Origin of the sequence: Flavobacterium sp. (genome assembly GCF_013823965.1) — a bacterium.
In the GTDB taxonomy this organism is placed as follows: domain Bacteria; phylum Bacteroidota; class Bacteroidia; order Flavobacteriales; family Flavobacteriaceae; genus Flavobacterium.
Genome location: NZ_PNNA01000074.1, coordinates 41257 through 62330, shown reverse-complemented (window position 1 = coordinate 62330; position 21074 = coordinate 41257). Strand labels below are relative to the sequence as shown.

General features: G+C 39.3%; 16 protein-coding genes. 14 read left to right on the top strand and 2 right to left on the bottom strand.

The window, feature by feature from the left end:
- Positions 1-63 precede the first annotated feature (63 nt).
- From C0430_RS08570 to C0430_RS08505, 14 genes are all read left to right on the top strand, one after another.
- The gene (locus tag C0430_RS08570) at positions 64-1041 is read left to right on the top strand and encodes a DUF4837 family protein (protein ID WP_290868202.1); all 978 of its coding nucleotides are present in this window, start codon (positions 64-66) and stop codon (positions 1039-1041) included.
- Positions 1042-1047: 6 nt separating this feature from the next.
- Entirely contained in the window at positions 1048-1500 is a 453-nt protein-coding gene (locus C0430_RS08565) for a GNAT family N-acetyltransferase (RefSeq protein ID WP_290868199.1), read from the top strand.
- A 239-nt stretch (positions 1501-1739) separates the two neighbouring features.
- Positions 1740-2708, top strand: coding sequence for a polyphosphate kinase 2 family protein (locus C0430_RS08560; RefSeq protein ID WP_290868196.1), 969 nt, complete (start codon positions 1740-1742; stop codon positions 2706-2708).
- A 28-nt stretch (positions 2709-2736) separates the two neighbouring features.
- Positions 2737-4410, top strand: a complete 1674-nt coding sequence (locus tag C0430_RS08555; protein WP_290868192.1) for a SulP family inorganic anion transporter — start codon at positions 2737-2739, stop codon at positions 4408-4410.
- Between the two features lie 95 nt (positions 4411-4505).
- Positions 4506-5864 (top strand): rhodanese-related sulfurtransferase, encoded by a 1359-nt coding sequence (locus C0430_RS08550; protein ID WP_290868189.1) that lies wholly within the window; start codon positions 4506-4508, stop codon positions 5862-5864.
- A gap of 6 nt (positions 5865-5870) precedes the next feature.
- The gene (locus tag C0430_RS08545; protein WP_290868186.1) at positions 5871-7112 is read left to right on the top strand and encodes a peptidase U32 family protein; all 1242 of its coding nucleotides are present in this window, start codon (positions 5871-5873) and stop codon (positions 7110-7112) included.
- Positions 7112-7342, top strand: a complete 231-nt coding sequence (locus tag C0430_RS08540) for a ferredoxin (protein WP_290868183.1) — start codon at positions 7112-7114, stop codon at positions 7340-7342. Before C0430_RS08545 ends, C0430_RS08540 begins: the two co-directional genes overlap by 1 nt.
- 107 nt (positions 7343-7449) lie before the next feature.
- Positions 7450-10623, top strand: coding sequence for a SusC/RagA family TonB-linked outer membrane protein (locus C0430_RS08535; protein ID WP_290868180.1), 3174 nt, complete (start codon positions 7450-7452; stop codon positions 10621-10623).
- An 18-nt stretch (positions 10624-10641) separates the two neighbouring features.
- Entirely contained in the window at positions 10642-12159 is a 1518-nt protein-coding gene (locus C0430_RS08530; protein ID WP_290868177.1) for a SusD/RagB family nutrient-binding outer membrane lipoprotein, read from the top strand.
- A gap of 171 nt (positions 12160-12330) precedes the next feature.
- Positions 12331-13650, top strand: coding sequence for a regulatory iron-sulfur-containing complex subunit RicT (ricT, locus tag C0430_RS08525; RefSeq protein WP_290868173.1), 1320 nt, complete (start codon positions 12331-12333; stop codon positions 13648-13650).
- On the top strand, positions 13634-14113 hold the full coding sequence (locus C0430_RS08520; RefSeq protein WP_290868170.1) for a gliding motility lipoprotein GldH: 480 nt from the start codon (positions 13634-13636) through the stop codon (positions 14111-14113). The genes ricT and C0430_RS08520 overlap by 17 nt, the downstream gene beginning before the upstream one ends.
- Before the next feature lie 8 nt (positions 14114-14121).
- Entirely contained in the window at positions 14122-16434 is a 2313-nt protein-coding gene (locus C0430_RS08515) for a transglycosylase domain-containing protein (RefSeq protein ID WP_290868167.1), read from the top strand.
- A gap of 142 nt (positions 16435-16576) precedes the next feature.
- Positions 16577-17275, top strand: a complete 699-nt coding sequence (locus C0430_RS08510; protein ID WP_290868164.1) for a CoA transferase subunit A — start codon at positions 16577-16579, stop codon at positions 17273-17275.
- An 89-nt stretch (positions 17276-17364) separates the two neighbouring features.
- Complete coding sequence (locus tag C0430_RS08505; RefSeq protein ID WP_290868161.1) at positions 17365-18021, top strand: 3-oxoacid CoA-transferase subunit B; 657 nt, start codon at positions 17365-17367, stop codon at positions 18019-18021.
- A gap of 39 nt (positions 18022-18060) precedes the next feature.
- Here C0430_RS08505 and trpS read toward each other — a convergent pair whose 3' ends face one another.
- Entirely contained in the window at positions 18061-19032 is a 972-nt protein-coding gene (trpS, locus tag C0430_RS08500) for a tryptophan--tRNA ligase (RefSeq protein ID WP_290868158.1), read from the bottom strand.
- Positions 19033-19260: 228 nt separating this feature from the next.
- Positions 19261-20862, bottom strand: a complete 1602-nt coding sequence (locus tag C0430_RS08495; protein ID WP_290868155.1) for a fumarate hydratase — start codon at positions 20860-20862, stop codon at positions 19261-19263.
- Between the last annotated feature and the right edge of the window lie 212 nt (positions 20863-21074).

Here is a 21074-nt window from a genome sequence, read left to right as displayed (position 1 = left end):
TTTTCTATAAAAACGGCTGTCTTTTTCTATAAATTTGAGGTCTATTTCATAATTGAAATTCTAATGAATAAAGCCCATTTTTTATTGTTTCTAATTGCCTTGTTGTTTTTTTCATGTAAAAAGCAAGAAGAGGATTTGCCAAGAAAAGCAACAGGCAAAATCAACACTATTTCGGTTATAATTGACGACCAATTATGGAATGGCGAGGTTGGCGACCGCATTCGAAACAAATTTGCATCACCCGTGATAGGATTGCCGCAAGAAGAACCTCTTTTTACCATAAACCAATATCCCGCGAAACTTATGGAGGGGTTTATGACGGACAGCAGGACGATTATTGTGGTGAAAAAAGAAAATAAAAATCAATTTGTAATCAAGAAAGACCAATATGCATCACCACAAAACGTGTTCCATATTTCCGGTAAAACAAGCGATGCCATTTTGGAAATTATCGAAAAAAATACGCCCAAAATAATCAAAATCATAAAAGAAACCGAGATTGCCGAAAGCCAAAGAATCAACAATCAATCCTTAATCAATCCCATAATAATCAAGAATAAATTCCAGATTTCTTTGCAAGTTCCTTCCGGCTATTTGTATGCACGTCAAAACAGTAATTTTCTTTGGTTGAAAAAAGAAATCATCAGCGGGAATACCAACCTTTTGATTTATCAGGTTCCAATAAGTTCCATAAAAAAAGCCTCCAACCAGATTGCAAACATTGTCAAAATGCGCGATTCTATTGGTAATTTATACATTCGAGGCACAGAACCGGATACGCAAATGATTACCGAGGACGGCTACGCACCCTATCTTTTCAAAACGAAACTAAACAACAAAGAAGCCTACGAAACAAGAGGAACATGGGAACTAAAAAACGATTTTATGTCGGGACCTTTTGTCAATTATGCAATTGTCGACAAGGAACATTACAGAATCTTGGTTTTGGAGGGATTTTGTTATTCTCCTTCTAAAGAAGAGCGAGATTTGATGCACGAATTAGAGTCAATCATAAAATCAATTGTTATTTTAAATAAGTAATATAGAATGGGAATACACTGGAAAATAAAGTCTTTTGAAGCACTTTCGACACACGAGCTTTATGATATCATGAAATTAAGAAGCACCATTTTTGTGGTCGAACAAAACTGCGTTTATCTCGATCTTGACGGGAAAGACAAAGTGGCCTTGCATCTTTATGGCGAATTCGAAGGCAAAATTGTTGCCTATTCACGTCTTTTCAAACCAGGAATTTCTTTCGAAAATGCCTCCATCGGCAGAGTGGTTGTCGATGCCAATTATCGCGAAAGGAAATGGGGACATGATTTAATGCGTGAAGCAATTGCCGGAATCAAAACTCATTTTGGCGAAAGCAAAATCACCATTGGAGCACAATTGTACCTCAAAAAATTCTACGAAAGCCACGGATTTGTCCAAACAAGCGAAATGTATTTAGAAGACGATATTCCGCATATTGAAATGAAAAGGGAATCATGCTAAAATCAATTGATTCATAATCACGGAATTGAAACAGGTTTTTATCTCAAATTCCAGTATTTGAAACAAAGTTCCGGAAAGACATGTCTACCAAATTTTTTAAATAATTTTCACTATTTTTGAAAGAACTATTTAATTTTTTTTAGGTTTCAAAACAGTGTGTTTTAGAATTTTGATTCCTGTTTACGACACTATTTTTAGCTAAAAACAATTGCATCCAACGGTTTAAAAAACATAAAACTATGTCAAAAAACAATAAAAAAGACTCAGACGATTCAAATTTAAACCCATTGGATTTAAGCAAATTAAGCAAAAAATCAATTATCGATCGTGCCAAAAAATTCTCAAAACAATATTGTGTCGGCAATGGAAATGATTTTCGTCTGAAAGATTATGAGACTAAAGCCAGTTTTAATTTGGGTTCTGAAGAAAAATCTCAGGTAAAAGACACCTTGGAAATAGGCATCAATGCATTGGCCGCCATGCAAGATATTTTGTATGCCCAGGACAAATGGTCGCTCTTGATTATTTTTCAAGCCATGGATGCCGCCGGAAAAGACGGTGCCATCAAACATGTAATGTCGGGAATAAACCCACAAGGTTGCCAAGTTTCCTCATTTAAAGCACCAAGTTCAGAAGAGCTGGACCACGACTTTTTGTGGCGCTGCCAAAAACATTTGCCCGAACGAGGACGCATCGGTATTTTTAATCGCTCTTATTATGAAGAAGTGCTTGTTGTACGAGTGCATGAAGCGATTTTGAAAGGTCAAAAACTTCCAGAAAAATTGGTAACCAAAGACATTTGGGAAGATCGTTTTCAAGACATTCGCAACTTCGAAAAATATTTGAACCGAAATGGTACCATCGTTATCAAATTTTTCCTGAACGTTTCCAAAGAAGAACAAAAAGAACGTTTCATCGAACGCATTGAAGACTCGGAAAAAAATTGGAAATTTAGCGCTGGAGATGTCAATGAAAGAGGCTACTGGAACGACTATATGCATGCTTACGAAGAATTAATCAAAAATACCTCAACCGAAAAATCGCCTTGGTACGTGATTCCTGCCGATAATAAATCTTATGCACGAATCGCAATCGCCTCGGCAATTATTCACGCCTTGGACGAAATGGAATTAGAATATCCAACCGTAAGCCCAGAGAAAATAGAAGAATTAAACGCCATAAAAAAAGTACTACTAGAAGAAAAATAAACCACAAGAATTTCTAAATTAATAAACTATGTGGCATAAATTATTCCCATGCTTTTTATGGATTAAAGACTACAATAAAAAAACTTTAAAAGGCGATTTTATAGCCGGAATAACTTTGGCTGCTTATGGAATTCCGGTTTCATTGGCTTATGCAACCTTGGCGGGATTACCGCCTGAATACGGGATTTACGGCTATCTCATCGGCGGATTTTTCTATGCACTGTTGGGTTCTAGCAAACAATTGGCCATTGGTCCCACATCGGCCATATCATTACTTATTGGAACCTCAATTGCCGATATGGCCAACGGAGACGTGCAGCGATGGGCTGACATTGCTTCCCTCACCGCATTGGTATTTGCAGCTTTGGCAATTCTCGCTTATTTGTTGCGATTGAGCGGTATCATCAATTTTATCAGCGAAACGGTTTTGGTTGGTTTCAAGGCCGGTGCCGCCCTGACCATTGGCTTGACCCAATTGCCGAAATTATTTGGTGTAAATGGTGGTGGCGAAAATTTCTTGGAACGCATAATTGTCTTAATACAACAACTTCCGGAAACCAACACGGCCGTTTTAATTTTTGGAATTGCCGCCATTGCAATCCTTATTTTTGGCGAAAAAATGGCTCCTGGAAAACCTGTTGCCATAATAATCGTAATCATTTCCATTTTTTTAATTACCACAACTTCACTGGGACTGCAAGGCTTTTCAACCGTTGGAATAATCCCTTCAGGCCTACCCGAATTCCATTTTCCTTCCCTTCGTTTTCGCGATATTGATGACGTGTTTCCACTGGCAATGGCGTGTTTTTTATTATCATATATCGAAAGTGTTTCGGCAGCAAGATCATTGGCACAAAAAAACGGTTATTTTATTGACCCACGTCAAGAATTACTGGCACTTGGAATTGCAAATGCGGCCGTTGCCTTGGGCCAGGGTTATCCTGTTGCGGGCGGCTTGTCACAATCTGCCGTCAATGATACTGCTGGTGCAAAAACACCTTTGTCATTGGTATTCGCCTCGGCGGCAATTGCATTTTGTCTTTTATTTTTAACCGATATGCTTCAATATTTGCCCACGGTAATTTTGGCGGCAATAGTCTTGGTGGCCATTAGCGGACTTTTTGACCTAAAAGAAATGAAACATCTTTACCGAATCAACAAACAAGAATTTTATGTTGTTATGATTGCCCTTGTTGGCGTGCTCATTTGGGGAATTCTGATTGGCGTTTTGCTGGCAGCCATCGTCACTTTGTTGCTAATGATAAAAGCCACTTCAAATCCCAATGTGGCCTTTTTGGGAAGAATTCCGGGAACCAAACGTTACACTGATTTAGAACGCCATCCCGATAACGAAATCATCGAAGGAGTCCTAATCGTCCGGGTTGAATCGGCCATCTTGTATTTCAATGTCGAAAATATCAAGGAAGAAATTTGGAAAAAAATCAATCATGGAACTCATCCCATAAAAACGGTAATCCTGGATTTGAATTCCTCTCCAAATGTCGATATTGCGGGAGCACGATTTTTAAAACAATTGTTCATCGATTTGAAAAAAAAGAAGATTGCCTTAAAAATTGCCGAAGCTCGTTCCGAAGTGCGCGATACCTTGCGTTCCGAAAATTTGGAGGATCTTTTAGGACACATCAGTCGTTTTGTTTCCGTAGATGACTTGGTGGTGGAAGCCACACGAAAAAACTCTTGAAAACCTAGTTTTTAATCTAAAAATAAACCCTAAATTTGCACCCGAATTCTTCCATTTAGAATTCACCACATATTTCTCACTTAAACGTTTATAGCATGCAACTGTATAACACCTTAAGCGCAGAAGAAAGAGCCGAGCTTATTGACCAAGCCGGCAAACAACGTCTTACGTTGTCTTTCTATGCGTATGCCAAAATTGAAGATCCCAAAAAATTTCGCGACGATTTATTTGTAGCCTGGAACGCACTCGATGCACTGGGTCGAATTTACGTTGCCCACGAAGGCATCAACGCCCAAATGAATGTTCCTGCCGAAAATTTCGAAGCTTTCAGGGAGACTTTGGAAGTCTATGATTTCATGAAAGGCATTCGCCTGAATGTAGCCGTGGAGCATGACGATCACGCTTTTTTGAAACTGACCATCAAAGTGCGCCACAAAATTGTTGCCGACGGTCTCAACGACGACACTTTTGACGTAACCAACAAAGGAATCCACCTAAAAGCCAAGGAATTCAACGAAATTCTGGATGATCCCAACACCATCGTCGTGGATTTCAGAAACCATTACGAAAGCGAAGTCGGGCATTTCAAAGGCGCCATCACTCCCGATGTGGAAACGTTCCGAGAAAGTTTGCCCATCATCAACGAACAACTTCAAGACCATAAAGAAGACAAAAACTTGGTAATGTATTGCACCGGAGGAATTCGTTGCGAGAAAGCCAGTGCTTATTTCAAACACCAAGGTTTCAAAAAAGTTTACCAACTCGAAGGCGGCATCATCAATTACGCCAAACAAATTGAAGAAGAAGGTTTGGAAAGCAAATTCATTGGCAAAAACTTTGTGTTCGACAATCGTCTCGGCGAAAGAATCACGGACGATATTGTTTCCCAATGCCACCAATGCGGAAAACCTTGCGACAACCACACCAATTGTGCCAACGACGGATGCCATTTGTTGTTCATTCAATGTGACGAATGCAAAGCCGCCATGGAAAATTGCTGTTCTACCGAATGTTTGGAAATCACCCATTTGCCATTGGTGGAACAAGTAAAACTGAGAACCGGAAAACAAGTCGGAAATAAAGTTTTCAGAAAAGGAAAATCAGAAAGTTTAAAATTCAAACACTCTGGAGAATTAACGGATACAGCTTTGGCGACAGCCGCAAAAACAACTGACATTCGCCAGAAAATAAAAATCAAAAAAGTATTGCTTGGCAAAGCGGAACATTATTATGTAAAAGCGCAAGTAGGCCTTTTCATTATCGAAAACCAAGAATTGAATTTGGGCGACAAAATCTTGATTTCGGGTCCAACCACCGGAAACCAAGAAATGATTTTGGACAAAATGATGGTCAATGGAACCGAAAAAAACCAAGCAAAAACAGGCGACAAAGTAACCTTTGCAGTGCCTTTCAGAATTCGATTGTCTGATAAATTATATAAAATCTTAAACTAATTTGTGATGACAACAACCAACAAAATAGAATTAATGGCTCCAGCAGGAAACTTCGAGTCATTGCAAGCAGGACTGGACAATGGAGCGGATTCCGTTTACTTTGGCGTGGAGCAATTGAACATGCGCGCCCGTGCCACCGTGAATTTCACGATGGATGATTTGCCGGAAATTGCCCGCCGTTGCGAAGAAAAAAACGTTCGAAGTTATTTGACCTTGAACACCATCATTTACGACCACGATTTGTCGGTCGTGAAAACCTTATTGAACAAAGCCAAGGAAGCCAACATCACGGCCGTAATCGCTTCCGACCAAGCAGTAATCGCAATGGCAAGAGGCATTGGTATGGAAGTTCATATTTCGACCCAACTGAATATTACCAACATTGAAACCATTCGATTCTACAGCCTTTTTGCCGACACGATGGTTTTGAGCCGGGAGTTGAGTTTACGCCAAGTAAAAAAAATCACGGAGCAAATCGAAAAAGAACAAATCAAAGGACCCAACGGCAATTTGGTCGAAATTGAAATCTTTGGTCACGGAGCCTTGTGCATGGCAGTTTCGGGAAAATGTTATTTGAGTTTACATTCGCATAATTCATCGGCAAATCGTGGTGCTTGCAAACAAAATTGCCGCAAGAAATACACCGTCATCGACCAAGAAACTGGTTTTGAAATCGAATTGGACAACGAATACATGATGTCGCCAAAAGATTTGTGCACATTGGATTTCTTGGATCAAGTGATTGATTCTGGCATTCAAGTCTTGAAAATTGAAGGTCGTGGCCGCGCTCCGGAATATGTGGCAACAGTAGTAAAAACCTATCGTGAAGCCATCGACAGTTATTATGAAGGCACTTTTTCGAAAGAAAAAATCACAACCTGGATGGAAGACTTAAACACTGTTTACAATCGCGGTTTTTGGTCGGGATACTATCTGGGTCAAGAATTGGGCGAATGGAGCGATGTTTCGGGATCGGCTGCGACCCAAAAGAAAGTGTATGTGGGAAAAGGAACCCATTTTTTCCCGAAAGCGGAAATTGGCCAATTCAAAATCGAGGCTTACGACATCAAGATTGGCGACAAAATATTGGTTACCGGTCCAAGCACGGGAGCACAGGAAATGATTATCGAGGAAATGTTCGTGAATGACACTACTGCTGAAAAAGCAACAAAAGGTGACGACTGTACTTTGAAACTGCCTTTCAGAATCCGTATGTCGGACAAATTATATAAAATTGTGGAAGCCTAATGGTCATTATTACGCTGCAAAGGGACAAATGCATTGGCTGCAATTATTGCGTGGAAATGGCGCCTGTCCAGTTTCAAATGTCCAAAAAAGACGGGAAATCGGTTTTGATCAAGAGCGTGAATGCCAAAGGCTTTTTCACCTTGAAATCACCCGACCACACTATCGTTGAAGGATGTGAACTGGCCGCCAAAGCCTGTCCGGTAAAAATCATTTCGGTAAAAGAAACGTAGATTTTTGTTAAATATTAACTATTTATTAGCATTTTTTGTTAAATTAACATTAAAATTTCATTGTGTTTTGTTTATGTTTGCAAGACTAATCAAAAAAATTAACCACAATGAAAAAAAGGTATTTAATTCTTTTACTGTTTTTTTTCGGAATACTTACAAACTATTCCCAAAACATTATCGTAAAAGGTAAGGTTTCAGACGCCCAAGGTCTCGCTTTGCCGGGTGCAAATGTCTCCCTGAAAGGAACCAAATCTGCCGTTGCGACAGATATTGATGGAAATTATCAAATTGAAGCTTCAAAAGGAAGCACTTTGGTATTTTCTTATATCGGTTTTTTAAATCAGGAGATAAAAGTTACGGGCAACAGCCTCAACGTAATTTTAAAAGAAAATGGCGAAAATAAACTAGAGGAAGTCGTGGTAACGGCGATGGGGATTAAAAACAAATCCAAATCTTTAGGATATGCCAACCAGACCATCAAGGCGGCAGACGTGGAACGTCCTGGCCAATTAAATGCATTAGAGTCGCTGCAAGGAAGTGTTTCAGGTGTAACCATAAGCAAAACTTCAGGTGAAGCTGGAGGTGGTGTTGATATTTTAATTCGTGGTGTTTCCTCCTTGAGTACAGGAAGTAACAATCAACCTTTAATTATTATTGACGGAAACCCAGTAAACAACAGCACCATATCTGGTAATGTTTTGGCGAGTATCGGTAACTCACCAAGTAGTGCCGAGCAATTTTCGTTCTCCAATCGTGGAGTTGACTTAAATCCAAATGATATTGAATCCTATACTGTGTTAAAAGGAGCAGGAGCGACAGCCTTGTACGGTATCTTGGCCGGAAATGGGGTAATTATCATAACTACCAAAAAAGGAAAAGAAGGAAAAACAAAAGTAAATGTTTCTTCGAGTACTTCTTTTAGCGATGTAAATAAATATCCTGAACTACAATCTACTTACAGAGAAGGTTCGTATAGAAGAGTAAACTTGAACTCACAAACTCCTGCTGTGTTTGATTATTATCCTGCTGTAAAAAGCATGAATGCAAATACTCCTTCTGGTATTGAATTTAACGTAAATCCAAATAGCGCCACTGGAGCGATTATCAATGGAGGTTTCCAATCGAATGGTCCCAAATATTCAAGTGCTGATGGTCCTGGAATATACTACAGAAATTTCTACAAAGATTTCTTTAAAACAGGAATTAATTTTACAAATAATGTTAGCTTCAGCGGTGGCACCGATAGAATAAATTATTTTGTGTCGGCGTCTAGCAGTAAAGACCAAGGTATTGTGCCAAATACTGATTATACCCGAAAAACTTTCAAGTTCAATGGAGGATACAAACTTTCAGAAAATTTAAAACTAGGAACCTCGGTAGCTTATTCTAATTCTGGTGGAGCTCGTGCCAATGGAGGAGACAGATCAATCATGAGTGTACTTTCTTATTGGTCACCATCTATCGATGTCAATGATTATTTAACGCCCTCCGGAAGCGAGAAAGATTGGTCCGTGGGAACGGTTGACCAGCCATTATATTTAGCAATGGTAAGCAACTTGCATGACAAAGTAGATCGTTGGATTGCTTCTGCCGATGTGAATTGGCAAGCAAAACCTTGGTTGCAAGTAGTTTACAGAGCCAGTTTAGACAACTATGCCGAACAAAGAAACCGTTATGTTGGTGCTGAATTGGATGCCGGAGGACCTGTAGGTGGTTTTATCGTAAACGAAAACATCAACTTTAAAGGATTAAACTCTAACTTTATGGTTACTGCCAACAAAAAATTTGGCGATTTTAACACTTCTGCTTTGGTTGGAAACATGATTTTTGACACTAATTCCAATTACATGAATGTAAGAGGAGAAGGATTGTTAAAACCAAATTTCAACAATATGGCAAATACCATCAACAAATATGTGTCACAAACCAATGAAGTTGTTAGAACAGTGGGGTATTATACCGAGTTGAAAGCTGATTATAAAGAAATAATTTTTGCATCTGTAACAGGAAGAAGGGATTATGCTTCTACGCTACCAAAAGCAAATCGTGCTTTTAACTATTTTTCAACAAATTTAGCTTTCGTTTTCAACGACTTTATAGACAAAGAAGCCAGCATCCTTTCTTACGGAAAACTTCGAGGGTCATGGGCGCAAGTAGGGAAAGTTCCTCCTTTTGGAATTGGCAGGTATTCATCTCCTGATATCCCTTTCAATGGAATTGGAGGAGTAAGTATTGGAACCGTGGATGCAGATCCGAATATCAAAGCTGAAATTGTAACCACCAATGAAGCAGGTATCGATTTAAACTTTGCAAAGAATCGCATTCGTCTGGAATATACTTATTTTGATAGAACGAGCGATGGACAAATTTTGAAAGTTACCGTTCCACAATCTGCAGGATTGTCATCAATTTGGAAAAATTCGGGTTCCTTAAACACTAAAGGTCACGAACTTACTTTAGCGGCAGATATCATAAAAAACAACGATTTTAAATGGACTGCTACTGCAAATTTTACGGCTTATAAAACAGAAGTATTATCGTTACCGTTTGAACAAATCGATTTTGCAAATGACGCTGGTGCTTCTGAAGTGTATTCTCGTATAAAAGTGGGTGATGCAATAGGTTCTTTGTACGCACAATCATGGGCTTATGTAAATGGACAACGATTAATTGTTAATGGTTTACCCGTAATGGCAAAAGATGCCAATGGGGCAATCGCCTATACTAATGTAGGAAATGCTTTTCCTGACTATGTGATTACATTAAACAATAGCTTAAAATATAAAAACTGGAATTTAGGCTTTTTGGTTGAATACAAAAAAGGAGGCGAAGTTTTCGATTCAGCCGAAAGAAATGGTATTCGTAACGGAAGTTTGAAAATGACAGAAGACAGAAACTATTCAAAAGTTTTAGACGGTGTAAAATCAGACGGAGCTGGAGGTTATGTTAAAAACGACATCCCAATTATGTACGACGGAAATACATATTGGAGAAACACCGTTATCAACAGGGCTTCGGAGATTTTAATACAAGATGCATCTTGGTTCAAATTGAGAAATGTAAATCTGACTTATAATCTAGCTTCCTCGATTGTAAAACGCATGAAATTAGACTCAATGTCATTAACTGCCAGTGGAAGTAATTTCTTGATTTGGACTCCATACAGAGGTTTTGACCCTGAAGGAACACAATATGGTGCAGGAAGCAATGTGTACGGATTTACAGGAAAAAGCATTCCTCTGACACAAAGTTATTCCTTGGGACTTAATATTGGATTTTAATTAATAAAGATGAGAATTATGAAAAATATATTTAAAATTGTAGGAGTGTCAATACTGGCAATCTCAATTTACAGTTGCAGTGATAGCTATTTCGATGTAAACACACCAAGCAATATATTGGCCAATGAAGTTGTGGTAATGAAAGATGTTTTATCGCCTTGTATTCAATATACGATGACTGCACAGTATCAAGCATCAACAAACATTGCAATTGTAGATCAACACATAACTACAATAGTACAAGACCGACAAGGGATTGACAACCACTATTTAAGTACTTTAGATAATTATTGGGCCACCGTTTACACAAAAGCGTTGCCAAACATCAAAGTCTTGGAAGAGAAATCAATAACCACAAATTCAAGCCATTACCTTGCCATTGCAAAAGTTTTGAAAGCGATCAATATAGGACAAACTACTGATATCTATGGAGATGTTCCTTACACAGAAGCAACTTTGTCGGGTCAAAATTTTACTCCAAAATATGATAGTCAGCAAACTATTTATGCAGATGTAATTAAATTATTGGATGATGCAATTGTACTATTTTCCAGTCCAAACACATCTACTTTTGCACCAGGCTCAGAAGATTTGATTTATGCAGGAAACATTACTAAATGGACCAAAGCGGCTTATACTTTCAAAGCCCGATATCAATTGCATTTATCAAAAATAAACGGATCAGTTGTCACTGGAAATGCTGTTGTGGAAAGCTTGGCAAAAGGATTTACTGCAAACACAGAAGATTTTCAAATAAAATACAATGCTGTAAATGTGAATCCTTGGTATGCGAGTCAATTAGGATTATTTGCAGGAAATGTACTGTATGCGATTTCAAATCAATTCATAAGCTACATAAATGGAGGAACAGTATACCCATTTACTACAGTAAACATGGATCCAAGATTACCATTATTGGTTGACATGAGAACCTATAACGGCGCCGGTATTAGTGGAAGCCAGCCCACAACAGGAGCAGGATTTATTGGCACCACAAACGGGACAGGAACAGGGTCATCGGCAAAAATTGGCACTGAATTTTACTATTCAAACGCTGCTGCACCAACAGTTATTTTAAGTTATGCCGAGGCTAAATTTATGGAAGCCGAAGCACAATTTCTTATTAATGGAGGAAATGCAACCACAACAGGTACAAATGCCGCATCCTATGCCGCCTACAAAGCGGGTATCACTGCAAACATGACTAAATTAGGCGTTGCATCAGCATCGCAAACGGCCTATTTATCAGACACATCTATCGATAAGGGCGCTGCAGCATTAGAATTGAAAGACATCATGCGTCAAAAATTCATTGCCCTGTTTTTGAATCCAGAAACATTTACAGATTATAGAAGATACGACTTTTCGGCAAATGCTTTCAAAGGCCTAACGATTCCTGTGAATACCGACCCAGTAAATGGCGGAAAATGGATAAGAAGATTTGTATATTCAACCAATGAAAGAGGCTCGAATGCCACAAATTATTCAGCTAATTTCAAACCAATGGTTACTCCAGTTTGGTGGGACAAACAATAGTTGATTCATAATCAAATTAAAAACCTCAATTTCCGTAAAAAGAAATTGAGGTTTTTTTATGAAAATTGGAAATCTTAAACTTGAAAATCAAAACTAAAAAAAATACTATCTTTACCAACTAAACGTTTTAAAAACTTAATTTGCGTCTTTCGCAATACTACATATAAAATTATGGCATGTACAAGTTGTTCGACTTCTGATGGTAGCGCACCAAAAGGTTGTAAAAATAATGGGACTTGCGGCACCGATAGCTGCAACAAATTAACGGTTTTCGACTGGCTTTCCAACATGAGTTTACCCAATGGAGAAGCTCCGTTTGATTGTGTCGAAGTACGTTTCAAAAACGGAAGAAAAGAATTTTATCGCAATACAGAAAAACTATCATTATGCATGGGCGACATTGTTGCCACCGAAGCTTCTCCGGGACATGACATCGGAATCGTAACGCTAACAGGTGAATTGGTTCGCATCCAAATGAAGAAAAAAGGAGTCAATCCTGCCAGTTCTGATGTTGCCAAAGTCTACAGAAAAGCGTCTCAAAAAGACATTGATATCTGGTCCAATGCCCGTGATAAAGAAGAACCAATGAAGGTTCGTGCAAGAGAATTGGCCATTGCTCAAAAACTGGAAATGAAAATTTCCGACATCGAATTCCAAGGCGATGGTTCGAAAGCCACTTTCTATTATACCGCCAATGACAGAGTAGATTTTAGACTCTTAATAAAAGATTTCGCCAAAGAATTCAGCACCAGAGTCGAGATGAAACAAGTAGGTCTTCGACAAGAAGCCGCACGTTTGGGCGGAATTGGATCTTGCGGAAGAGAACTCTGTTGTTCGACTTGGCTAACTGATTTTAGAAGTGTAAACACCTCGGCAGCACGTTACCAACAATTGTCCTTGAACCCACAAAAACTGGCTGGTCAATGCGGAAAATTAAAATGCTGCCTGAATTATGAATTGGATACTTATATGGATGCCTTGAAAGGTTTTCCAAGTTTTGACACCAAATTAGTTACCGAAAAAGGTGATGCCATTTGCCAAAAACAGGATATTTTCAAAGGATTGATGTGGTTTGCCTACACCAATGATTTTGCTAATTGGCACATGCTAAAAATAGAGCAAGTCAACGAAATCATTGCCGAAAACAAGCTCAAAAACAAAGTGGCTTCAATTGAAGATTTTGCAATTGAAGTGATTCAAGAACCGGAAAAACACTTTAACAACGCGATGGGCCAGGAAAGTTTAACCCGTTTTGACCAACCCAAGAAAAAGAAAAAACCAAACAAAAAACGCAAACCCGGCGGAGAAAATGTTATTGTTGCAAACAAAAACAGCGAAAACGGAAACGGAAACAGCAATAAACCAAACAATAATAAATCAAACAACAACAAAAGGCCTAACAACAATTCCAAGCCTAATGTAGCAAACGATAAAAAACCTGCGGTAGCCAGAAAACCAATAATTATCACCAAAAATGAGAATAAACAATAGTGCATTACTGATTTTAGTTGTGATACTCTTTTTTTCCTGTGATAAAAAAAGGGTTTTCGACGAATACAAAACCGTGGGAACGGCATGGCATAAAGACAGTGTTGTAACTTTCGATTTACCGGAGCTAGATTCAACCAAACAATACAATTTATTCGTAAATTTGAGAAACAACAATGACTATCCATTCAACAATCTGTTTTTAATTGTTGCACTGGAAATGCCAAACGGCTTTACAAAAGTCGACACGCTAGAATATCAAATGGCAGAACCAGACGGAACCTTGTTGGGCGATGGATTTACGGATATCAAGGAAAGCAAACTTTTTTATAAAGAAAAAGTACGATTTAGAGGGAAATACAAAGTGAATATCAAACAAGCCGTTCGAGAAAACGGAAAAGTTCCTGGAGTAACTGCTTTAGAAGGAATTACGGAAGTGGGTTTTAGAATAGAAAAAATAGATTAAAACATAATATGGCTACTCGAAAAAACAATAATCAAACAAACAACATAGAAAAAGACATCAAATACTATAAAAAGAAATTTTGGAAAGTTTTCTTTTATGGTTTGGGAGGCGTGCTGGTCTTTTTCTTATTTGCATCATGGGGTCTTTTTGGTTCCATGCCTTCATTCGAAGATTTAGAAAATCCAGATTCCAATTTGGCAACAGAAATCATCTCGTCTGACGGAGTGATTCTGGGAAAATATTTTGAAAAAAACAGATCCCAATTAAAGTACTCCGACTTGCCAAAAAATCTTGTGCAAGCACTTATAGCCACTGAAGACGAACGTTTCTATGAACACTCCGGAATAGATGGCAGAGGAACATTGAGAGCCATTGCCAGTATGGGAACCAGCGGAGGAGCCAGTACCTTGACCCAACAATTGGCCAAACAATTATTTCACGGAGAAGGTTCAAAATTCCTGCCTTTCAGAATCGTTCAAAAAATCAAGGAATGGATAATTGCCATCCGATTGGAAAGACAATACACCAAAAACGAAATCATCGCCATGTACTGCAACGTGTATGATTTTGGAAATTATTCCGTTGGGGTAAGCTCTGCGGCGCAAACCTACTTTTCAAAAGCACCCAAAGATTTAACCATTGACGAATCGGCAATATTGGTCGGAATGTTCAAAAACTCAGGGTTGTACAATCCCGTAAAAAATCCGCAAGGTGTAAAAAACCGTAGAAATGTAGTGCTTTCGCAAATGGAAAAAGGCGGTATAATTACAGAAAGCCAAAAAGAAAAACTACAAGCATTGCCTATTACGTTAAAATTCAAACTGGAAAGTCACCGCGAAGGAACGGCCACTTATTTCAGGGAATATTTGCGTGATTACATGAAAAAATGGGTCGAAGAAAACAAAAAAGCCGATGGTTCGGATTACGACATCTACAAAGACGGCTTGAAAATCTACACCACCATCGATTCCAGAATGCAATTGCACGCCGAAGAAGCGGTTGAAAAACACATGGCTAACCTGCAAGAACAATTTTTTATTGAAGCCAAAGACAATAAAAACGCACCTTTTGTAAACATTTCCGAAGCAGAAACCCAACGCATCCTCAAACAAGCGATGAAAGCATCCTACCGATGGACGGTAATGACAGAATTGGAAAAAAGCGAGGACGAAATCATCGCTTCTTTCAGCAAAAAAACAAAAATGAAGGTCTTCACCTGGAAAGGCGAAAAAGACACTATCATGACGCCATTGGATTCCATTCGCTATTACAAACACTTTCTGCAATCCGGTTTAATGGCCATGGAACCTCAAACAGGCAACATCAAGGCTTGGGTTGGAGGAATCAACTACAAATATTTCCAATACGATCACGTGGGTCAAGGAGCAAGACAAGTAGGATCCACATTCAAACCCTTTGTTTATGCCACGGCTATCGAACAATTGGGGATGTCGCCTTGTGACACCATTGTCGATGGACCGTTCATGATTCGCAAAGGACGTCACCACGTAACCGAAGATTGGGAACCTAGAAACTCCAACAATCAATACCGTGGAATGGTCACATTGAAACAAGGATTAGCCAATTCCATCAACACCATTTCGGCCAAATTAATCGACAAAACAGGTCCGGAAGCCGTTATCGAATTGACCCATAAATTAGGCGTAAAATCCGAAATTCCAGCTCAACCATCCATTGCATTGGGTGCAGTTGATATCACCGTCGAAGATATGGTAGCCGCTTATGGAACTTTTGCCAACCAGGGCGTTTATGTCAAACCACAATTCATCACTCGAATTGAGGACAAAAGTGGCGTGGTGATTTACGAACCCATTCCAGAATCACACGATGTATTGAATAAAGACATTGCATTTGCCGTTATCAAATTGTTGCAAGGCGTTACCGAAAGTGGCTCTGGAGCAAGATTAAGAACACAAGGCGGCGGAAGCGGAGACACCCGTTGGACAGGCTACCCATATATGTTTACCAATCCTATTGCCGGTAAAACAGGAACAACACAAAACCAGTCAGACGGTTGGTTTATGGGAATGGTACCCAATCTGGTAACCGGAGTTTGGGTAGGATGCGAAGACCGTTCGGCACGTTTCAAAAGTTTGACTTATGGACAAGGAGCCACAGCCGCATTGCCTGTTTGGGGATATTTCATGAAGCTTTGCTACGAAGACAAAAACCTAAAAGTTTCCAAAGAAGATTTCGAAAGACCACCAAATCTTTCCATAAAAGTAGATTGCTACACCCGTCCTGCAGTCGTAAAAGACACCACTGCAGTAGAACAAGATACCGAGGAATTCGAGTTCTAGTAAGCATTACGAGAGCTAAGCAATTTGTAGTTATTGGTTTTATAATGAGGAGCTATTTCCAGCTGTTCGCTAAATCTTTTTATCCCGCTAAAAAACGCGGGGTAAAAAGGATATCGCTGCCATCTGGGCTAAAAAACACGATATGATCAACAAAAAAGTTAACAACGTTCAAGAAGCACTCCAAGGAATCGAAAACGGAATGACCCTAATGCTGGGTGGATTTGGATTGTGCGGCATTCCCGAAAACTCCATTGCCGAACTCGTCAAAAAAGAAACCAACAATCTCACCTGTATTTCAAACAATGCCGGTGTCGATGATTTTGGTTTGGGACTGCTTTTGCAAAAACACCAAATCAAAAAAATGATTTCTTCCTACGTGGGAGAAAATGCCGAATTCGAACGCCAAATGCTCTCGGGAGAACTCGAAGTAGAACTCATCCCACAAGGAACTCTGGCCGAACGTTGTCGAGCGGCACAAACCGGAATTCCCGCTTTTTTCACACCAGCCGGTTTCGGAACCGAAGTCGCCATTGGCAAAGAAACCAGAGAATTCAACGGAAAAATGCACGTGATGGAACTGGCCTTCAAAGCCGATTTTGCCATCGTGAAAGCTTGGAAAGGCGATACGGCTGGAAACCTCATCTTCAAAGGAACCGCTCGAAATTTCAATCCCTGCATGGCAGGTGCCGCCAAAATCACCATCGCCGAAGTAGAAGAACTAGTCGAAGCCGGAACCCTCGACCCCAACCAAATTCACACGCCCGGAATTTTTGTGCAACGCATTTTTCAAGGCGAAAAATACGAAAAGAGGATTGAGAAAAAAACGGTGAGGGAAAAATAGTGTTCAGTTGCAGTACACAGTCAAAAGCAACAACTTAAATTGACCTTCTATTCCTTATATGATTTAAAAAGACTTAACGGTTCAAAATTATGCTAACAAAAGAAGATATCGCCAAACGAATTGCCAAAGAAGTCAAAGACAAATATTTTGTCAACCTGGGAATTGGGATTCCAACTCTAGTGGCAAACTATATCCCTAAAGGAATTGAAGTGGAATTCCAGAGCGAAAACGGCGTTCTGGGAATGGGGCCTTTCCCTTTTGAAGGCGAAGAAGACGCCGATTTAATCAATGCCGGAAAACAAACCATCACGACTATGGAAGGCGCTTCCTTCTTTGACTCGGCAATGAGTTTCGGAATGATTCGCGGGCAACACGTCGATTTAACGATTCTTGGTGCGATGGAAGTTGCCGAAAACGGCGATATTGCCAACTGGAAAATTCCCAAAAAAATGGTCAAAGGAATGGGCGGCGCCATGGACTTGGTCGCTTCGGCCGAGAATATTATCGTGGCCATGATGCACGTCAACAAAGCCGGAGAAAGTAAAATCCTAAAAAAATGTACTTTGCCATTAACGGGCGTTGGCTGCGTAAAAAAAGTCGTTACCGAGTTGGCAGTAATGGAAATTACTCCAAATGGTTTTAAACTGTTAGAACGTGCGCCAGGCGTTTCTGTAGCATACATAGTTGCCTCCACAGAAGCCAATTTAATTATCGATGGAGAAATTCCCGAAATGGTGATTGATTAATATTTTTATGATTCAATGTGGCAAAATAAAAGACCTCATTTACTCATATCCCAATTTTTCTCTCACTCTAGCCAAAACACCATTGGCGACCATTCCAGCTTTTTCGGCACCAGCTTTTAGTAAAGAATCCACTTCGGCGAGGTTGTTTATGTAGTAATTGTATTTTTCTCTTTCTGTTTTGAATTTATCGATAATCAGTTCAAACAAGGCTTGTTTGGCGTGACCGTAGCCGTAATTTCCACCAAGGTAATTGGCGGTCATTGTTTGAATTTGACTTTCGTTTGCCAATAATTTATAAATAGCAAAAGCATTGCATGTTTCTGGATTTTTGGGGTCTTCGAGTGGCGTACTGTCGGTTTCGATACTCATAATTTGCTTGCGCAATGCTTTGTCATCCAAGAAAATATTGATGAAATTGTTGGCTGATTTACTCATCTTTCCACCATTGGTTCCCGGAATATACATCGTGTCTTTTTCGATTTTGGCTTCAGGAATTACAAATGTTTCTCCCATTTGGTGATTGAATCGAGAAGCAACATCACGTGTAATTTCTATGTGCTGCAACTGGTCTTTTCCCACGGGAACAAATTCGGCATCATACAACAAAATATCAGCCGCCATCAGCATTGGATAAGAAAATAATCCCGCATTTACATCTTCCAATCTATCAGCTTTGTCTTTGAAGGAGTGTGCCAATGTCAATCTTTGGAATGGGAAAAAACAACTCAAATACCAAGACAATTCTGCCGTTTGTGGCACATCTGACTGACGGTAAAAAACCACTTTCTCCACATTCAAACCACAGGCAAGCCAGGCTGCTGCAGTGCTGTAAGTATTTGCTCTTAAAGTTTTTCCGTCTTTTATTTGAGTTATCGAATGCAAATCGGCGATAAAAAGAAAGGATTCGTTTTCAATATTATTCGATAATTCGATTGCGGGAATGATTGCGCCAAGTAAGTTACCTAAATGTGGTGTTCCTGTACTTTGAACGCCGGTGAGTATTTTTGCCATTATGTTTATTTCTTAACCGCAAAGGTTGCCAAGAATGCGGATTCTATATTTAAATTGGTTACAAAAATAACTAAAATCCATACAATTTAATACATTTTAGAGCAGCTTCTAAAATAAAAATACCGCAGATTCCCAGCCTGAAAAAATCATGCTTATAATTTGGGAATCTGCGGTTAAAAACTTTGTAAACTAAGTGCGAGACTTCGAGTTATTTATGGTTATTGGAAACTACAAATTAGCAAAGAAATCATTCCCTTTATCGTCAGTGATAATGAAAGCAGGGAAATCTTTAATCGTGATTTTACGAACGGCTTCCATCCCTAATTCTTCGAAATCAACGACCTCAACCGAAAGAATGTTTTCTTTGGCCAAGATAGCCGCCGGCCCTCCAATGGAACCCAAATAGAAACCACCGTAGGTTTTGCAAGCATTCATCACGTCTTTGGTTCTGTTTCCTTTGGCAAGCATCACCATACTTCCGCCGTTCTTTTGGAATTCCTCCACATAAACGTCCATTCTGCCCGCAGTAGTTGGTCCAAAACTTCCAGACGGCATTCCTTCAGGTGTTTTTGCAGGTCCTGCGTAATAAATTGGGTGATTTTTGAAGTATTCCGGCATTGGTTTACCCGCATCCAATAATTCCTTGATTTTGGCGTGGGCAATGTCACGAGCAACGATTAAAGTTCCGTTTAATTTCAAACGGGTTTTGATTGGGTATTGCGATAATTTTTTAAGAATGTCGGCCATTGGTTGGTTCAAATCAACCTCAACCGCTTCTTCTAAATGTGGTGGTGTTGCTGGCAAAAATTGCTTTGGATTTACCTCCAATTGCTCCACAAAAATACCGTCTTTGGTGATTTTTCCTTTAATGTTTCTATCGGCAGAACAAGAAACTCCCAATCCAACCGGACAAGAAGCCGCGTGACGTGGCAAACGGATTACGCGAACATCGTGGGTGAAATATTTTCCTCCAAATTGTGCTCCAATTTCACTTTGTTGACAAATCAACTGCACTCTTTTTTCCCATTCCAAATCACGGAAAGCCTGACCGGCCATATTTCCTGATGTTGGCAAATGGTCAAAATATCCAGCCGAAGCTTTTTTAACGGCAGCCAAATTCGCTTCCGCAGAAGTTCCTCCAATCACTAAAGCCAAGTGATACGGCGGGCAAGCCGAAGTTCCCAAATCCATTATTTTGGCACGAACGAAAGCATCCAATGATTTTTCATTCAACAATGATTTTGTCTGTTGGTACAAATAGGTTTTATTGGCAGAACCGCCACCTTTTGCCAAAAACAAAAATTCGTAAGAAGCCCCTTTTTTGGCATAAATATCAATTTGCGCCGGAAGATTTGAACCCGAATTTTTCTCTTCGAACATACTGATAGGCACAATTTGGGAATAACGAAGATTTCTTTCTTGATAAGTATTAAAAATCCCTTTAGAAAGCCATTCGGCATCATCGACTCCTGTATATACATTTTCGCCTTTTTTGGCCATTACAATCGCCGTTCCGGTGTCTTGACAAGAAGGCAATTCACCATCGATGGCCACGACTGCGTTTTGCAATAAATTATAAGCCACGAATCGGTCGTTATCGGTCGCTTCGGGGTCGTCAAGAATGGCTTTTAGTTTTGCTAAATGTGCTGTTCGCAACATAAAAGAAACGTCTTTCAAAGCTTCTTGCGCCAACAATTCCAAGCCTTTTGGGTCAACGGTCAAGATTTCTCTTTCGCCTAATTTTTCTGTTTTTACAAAATCAGATGTGATTTTGCGGTATTGGGTATCGTCTTTTAAAATTGGATAAGGATCCTGGTATATAAAGTCCATATTATGAGGTTTTTTAGAACGTCAAATATAAGAATTGTATAAAGAATTAAACCTGATTTATCTCAACTTATGCTTTAGAATTGTTATAAATTAAAGGGTTTTTAATCGTAAATTGGCTTGACAAAATTTTCTACGAATTGAAATCGTTTGCGGAAAATTGGAAAAGCAAATTGTTTTTTTTCTCTCTTCGAATGGATTGAAATCTATTGCTA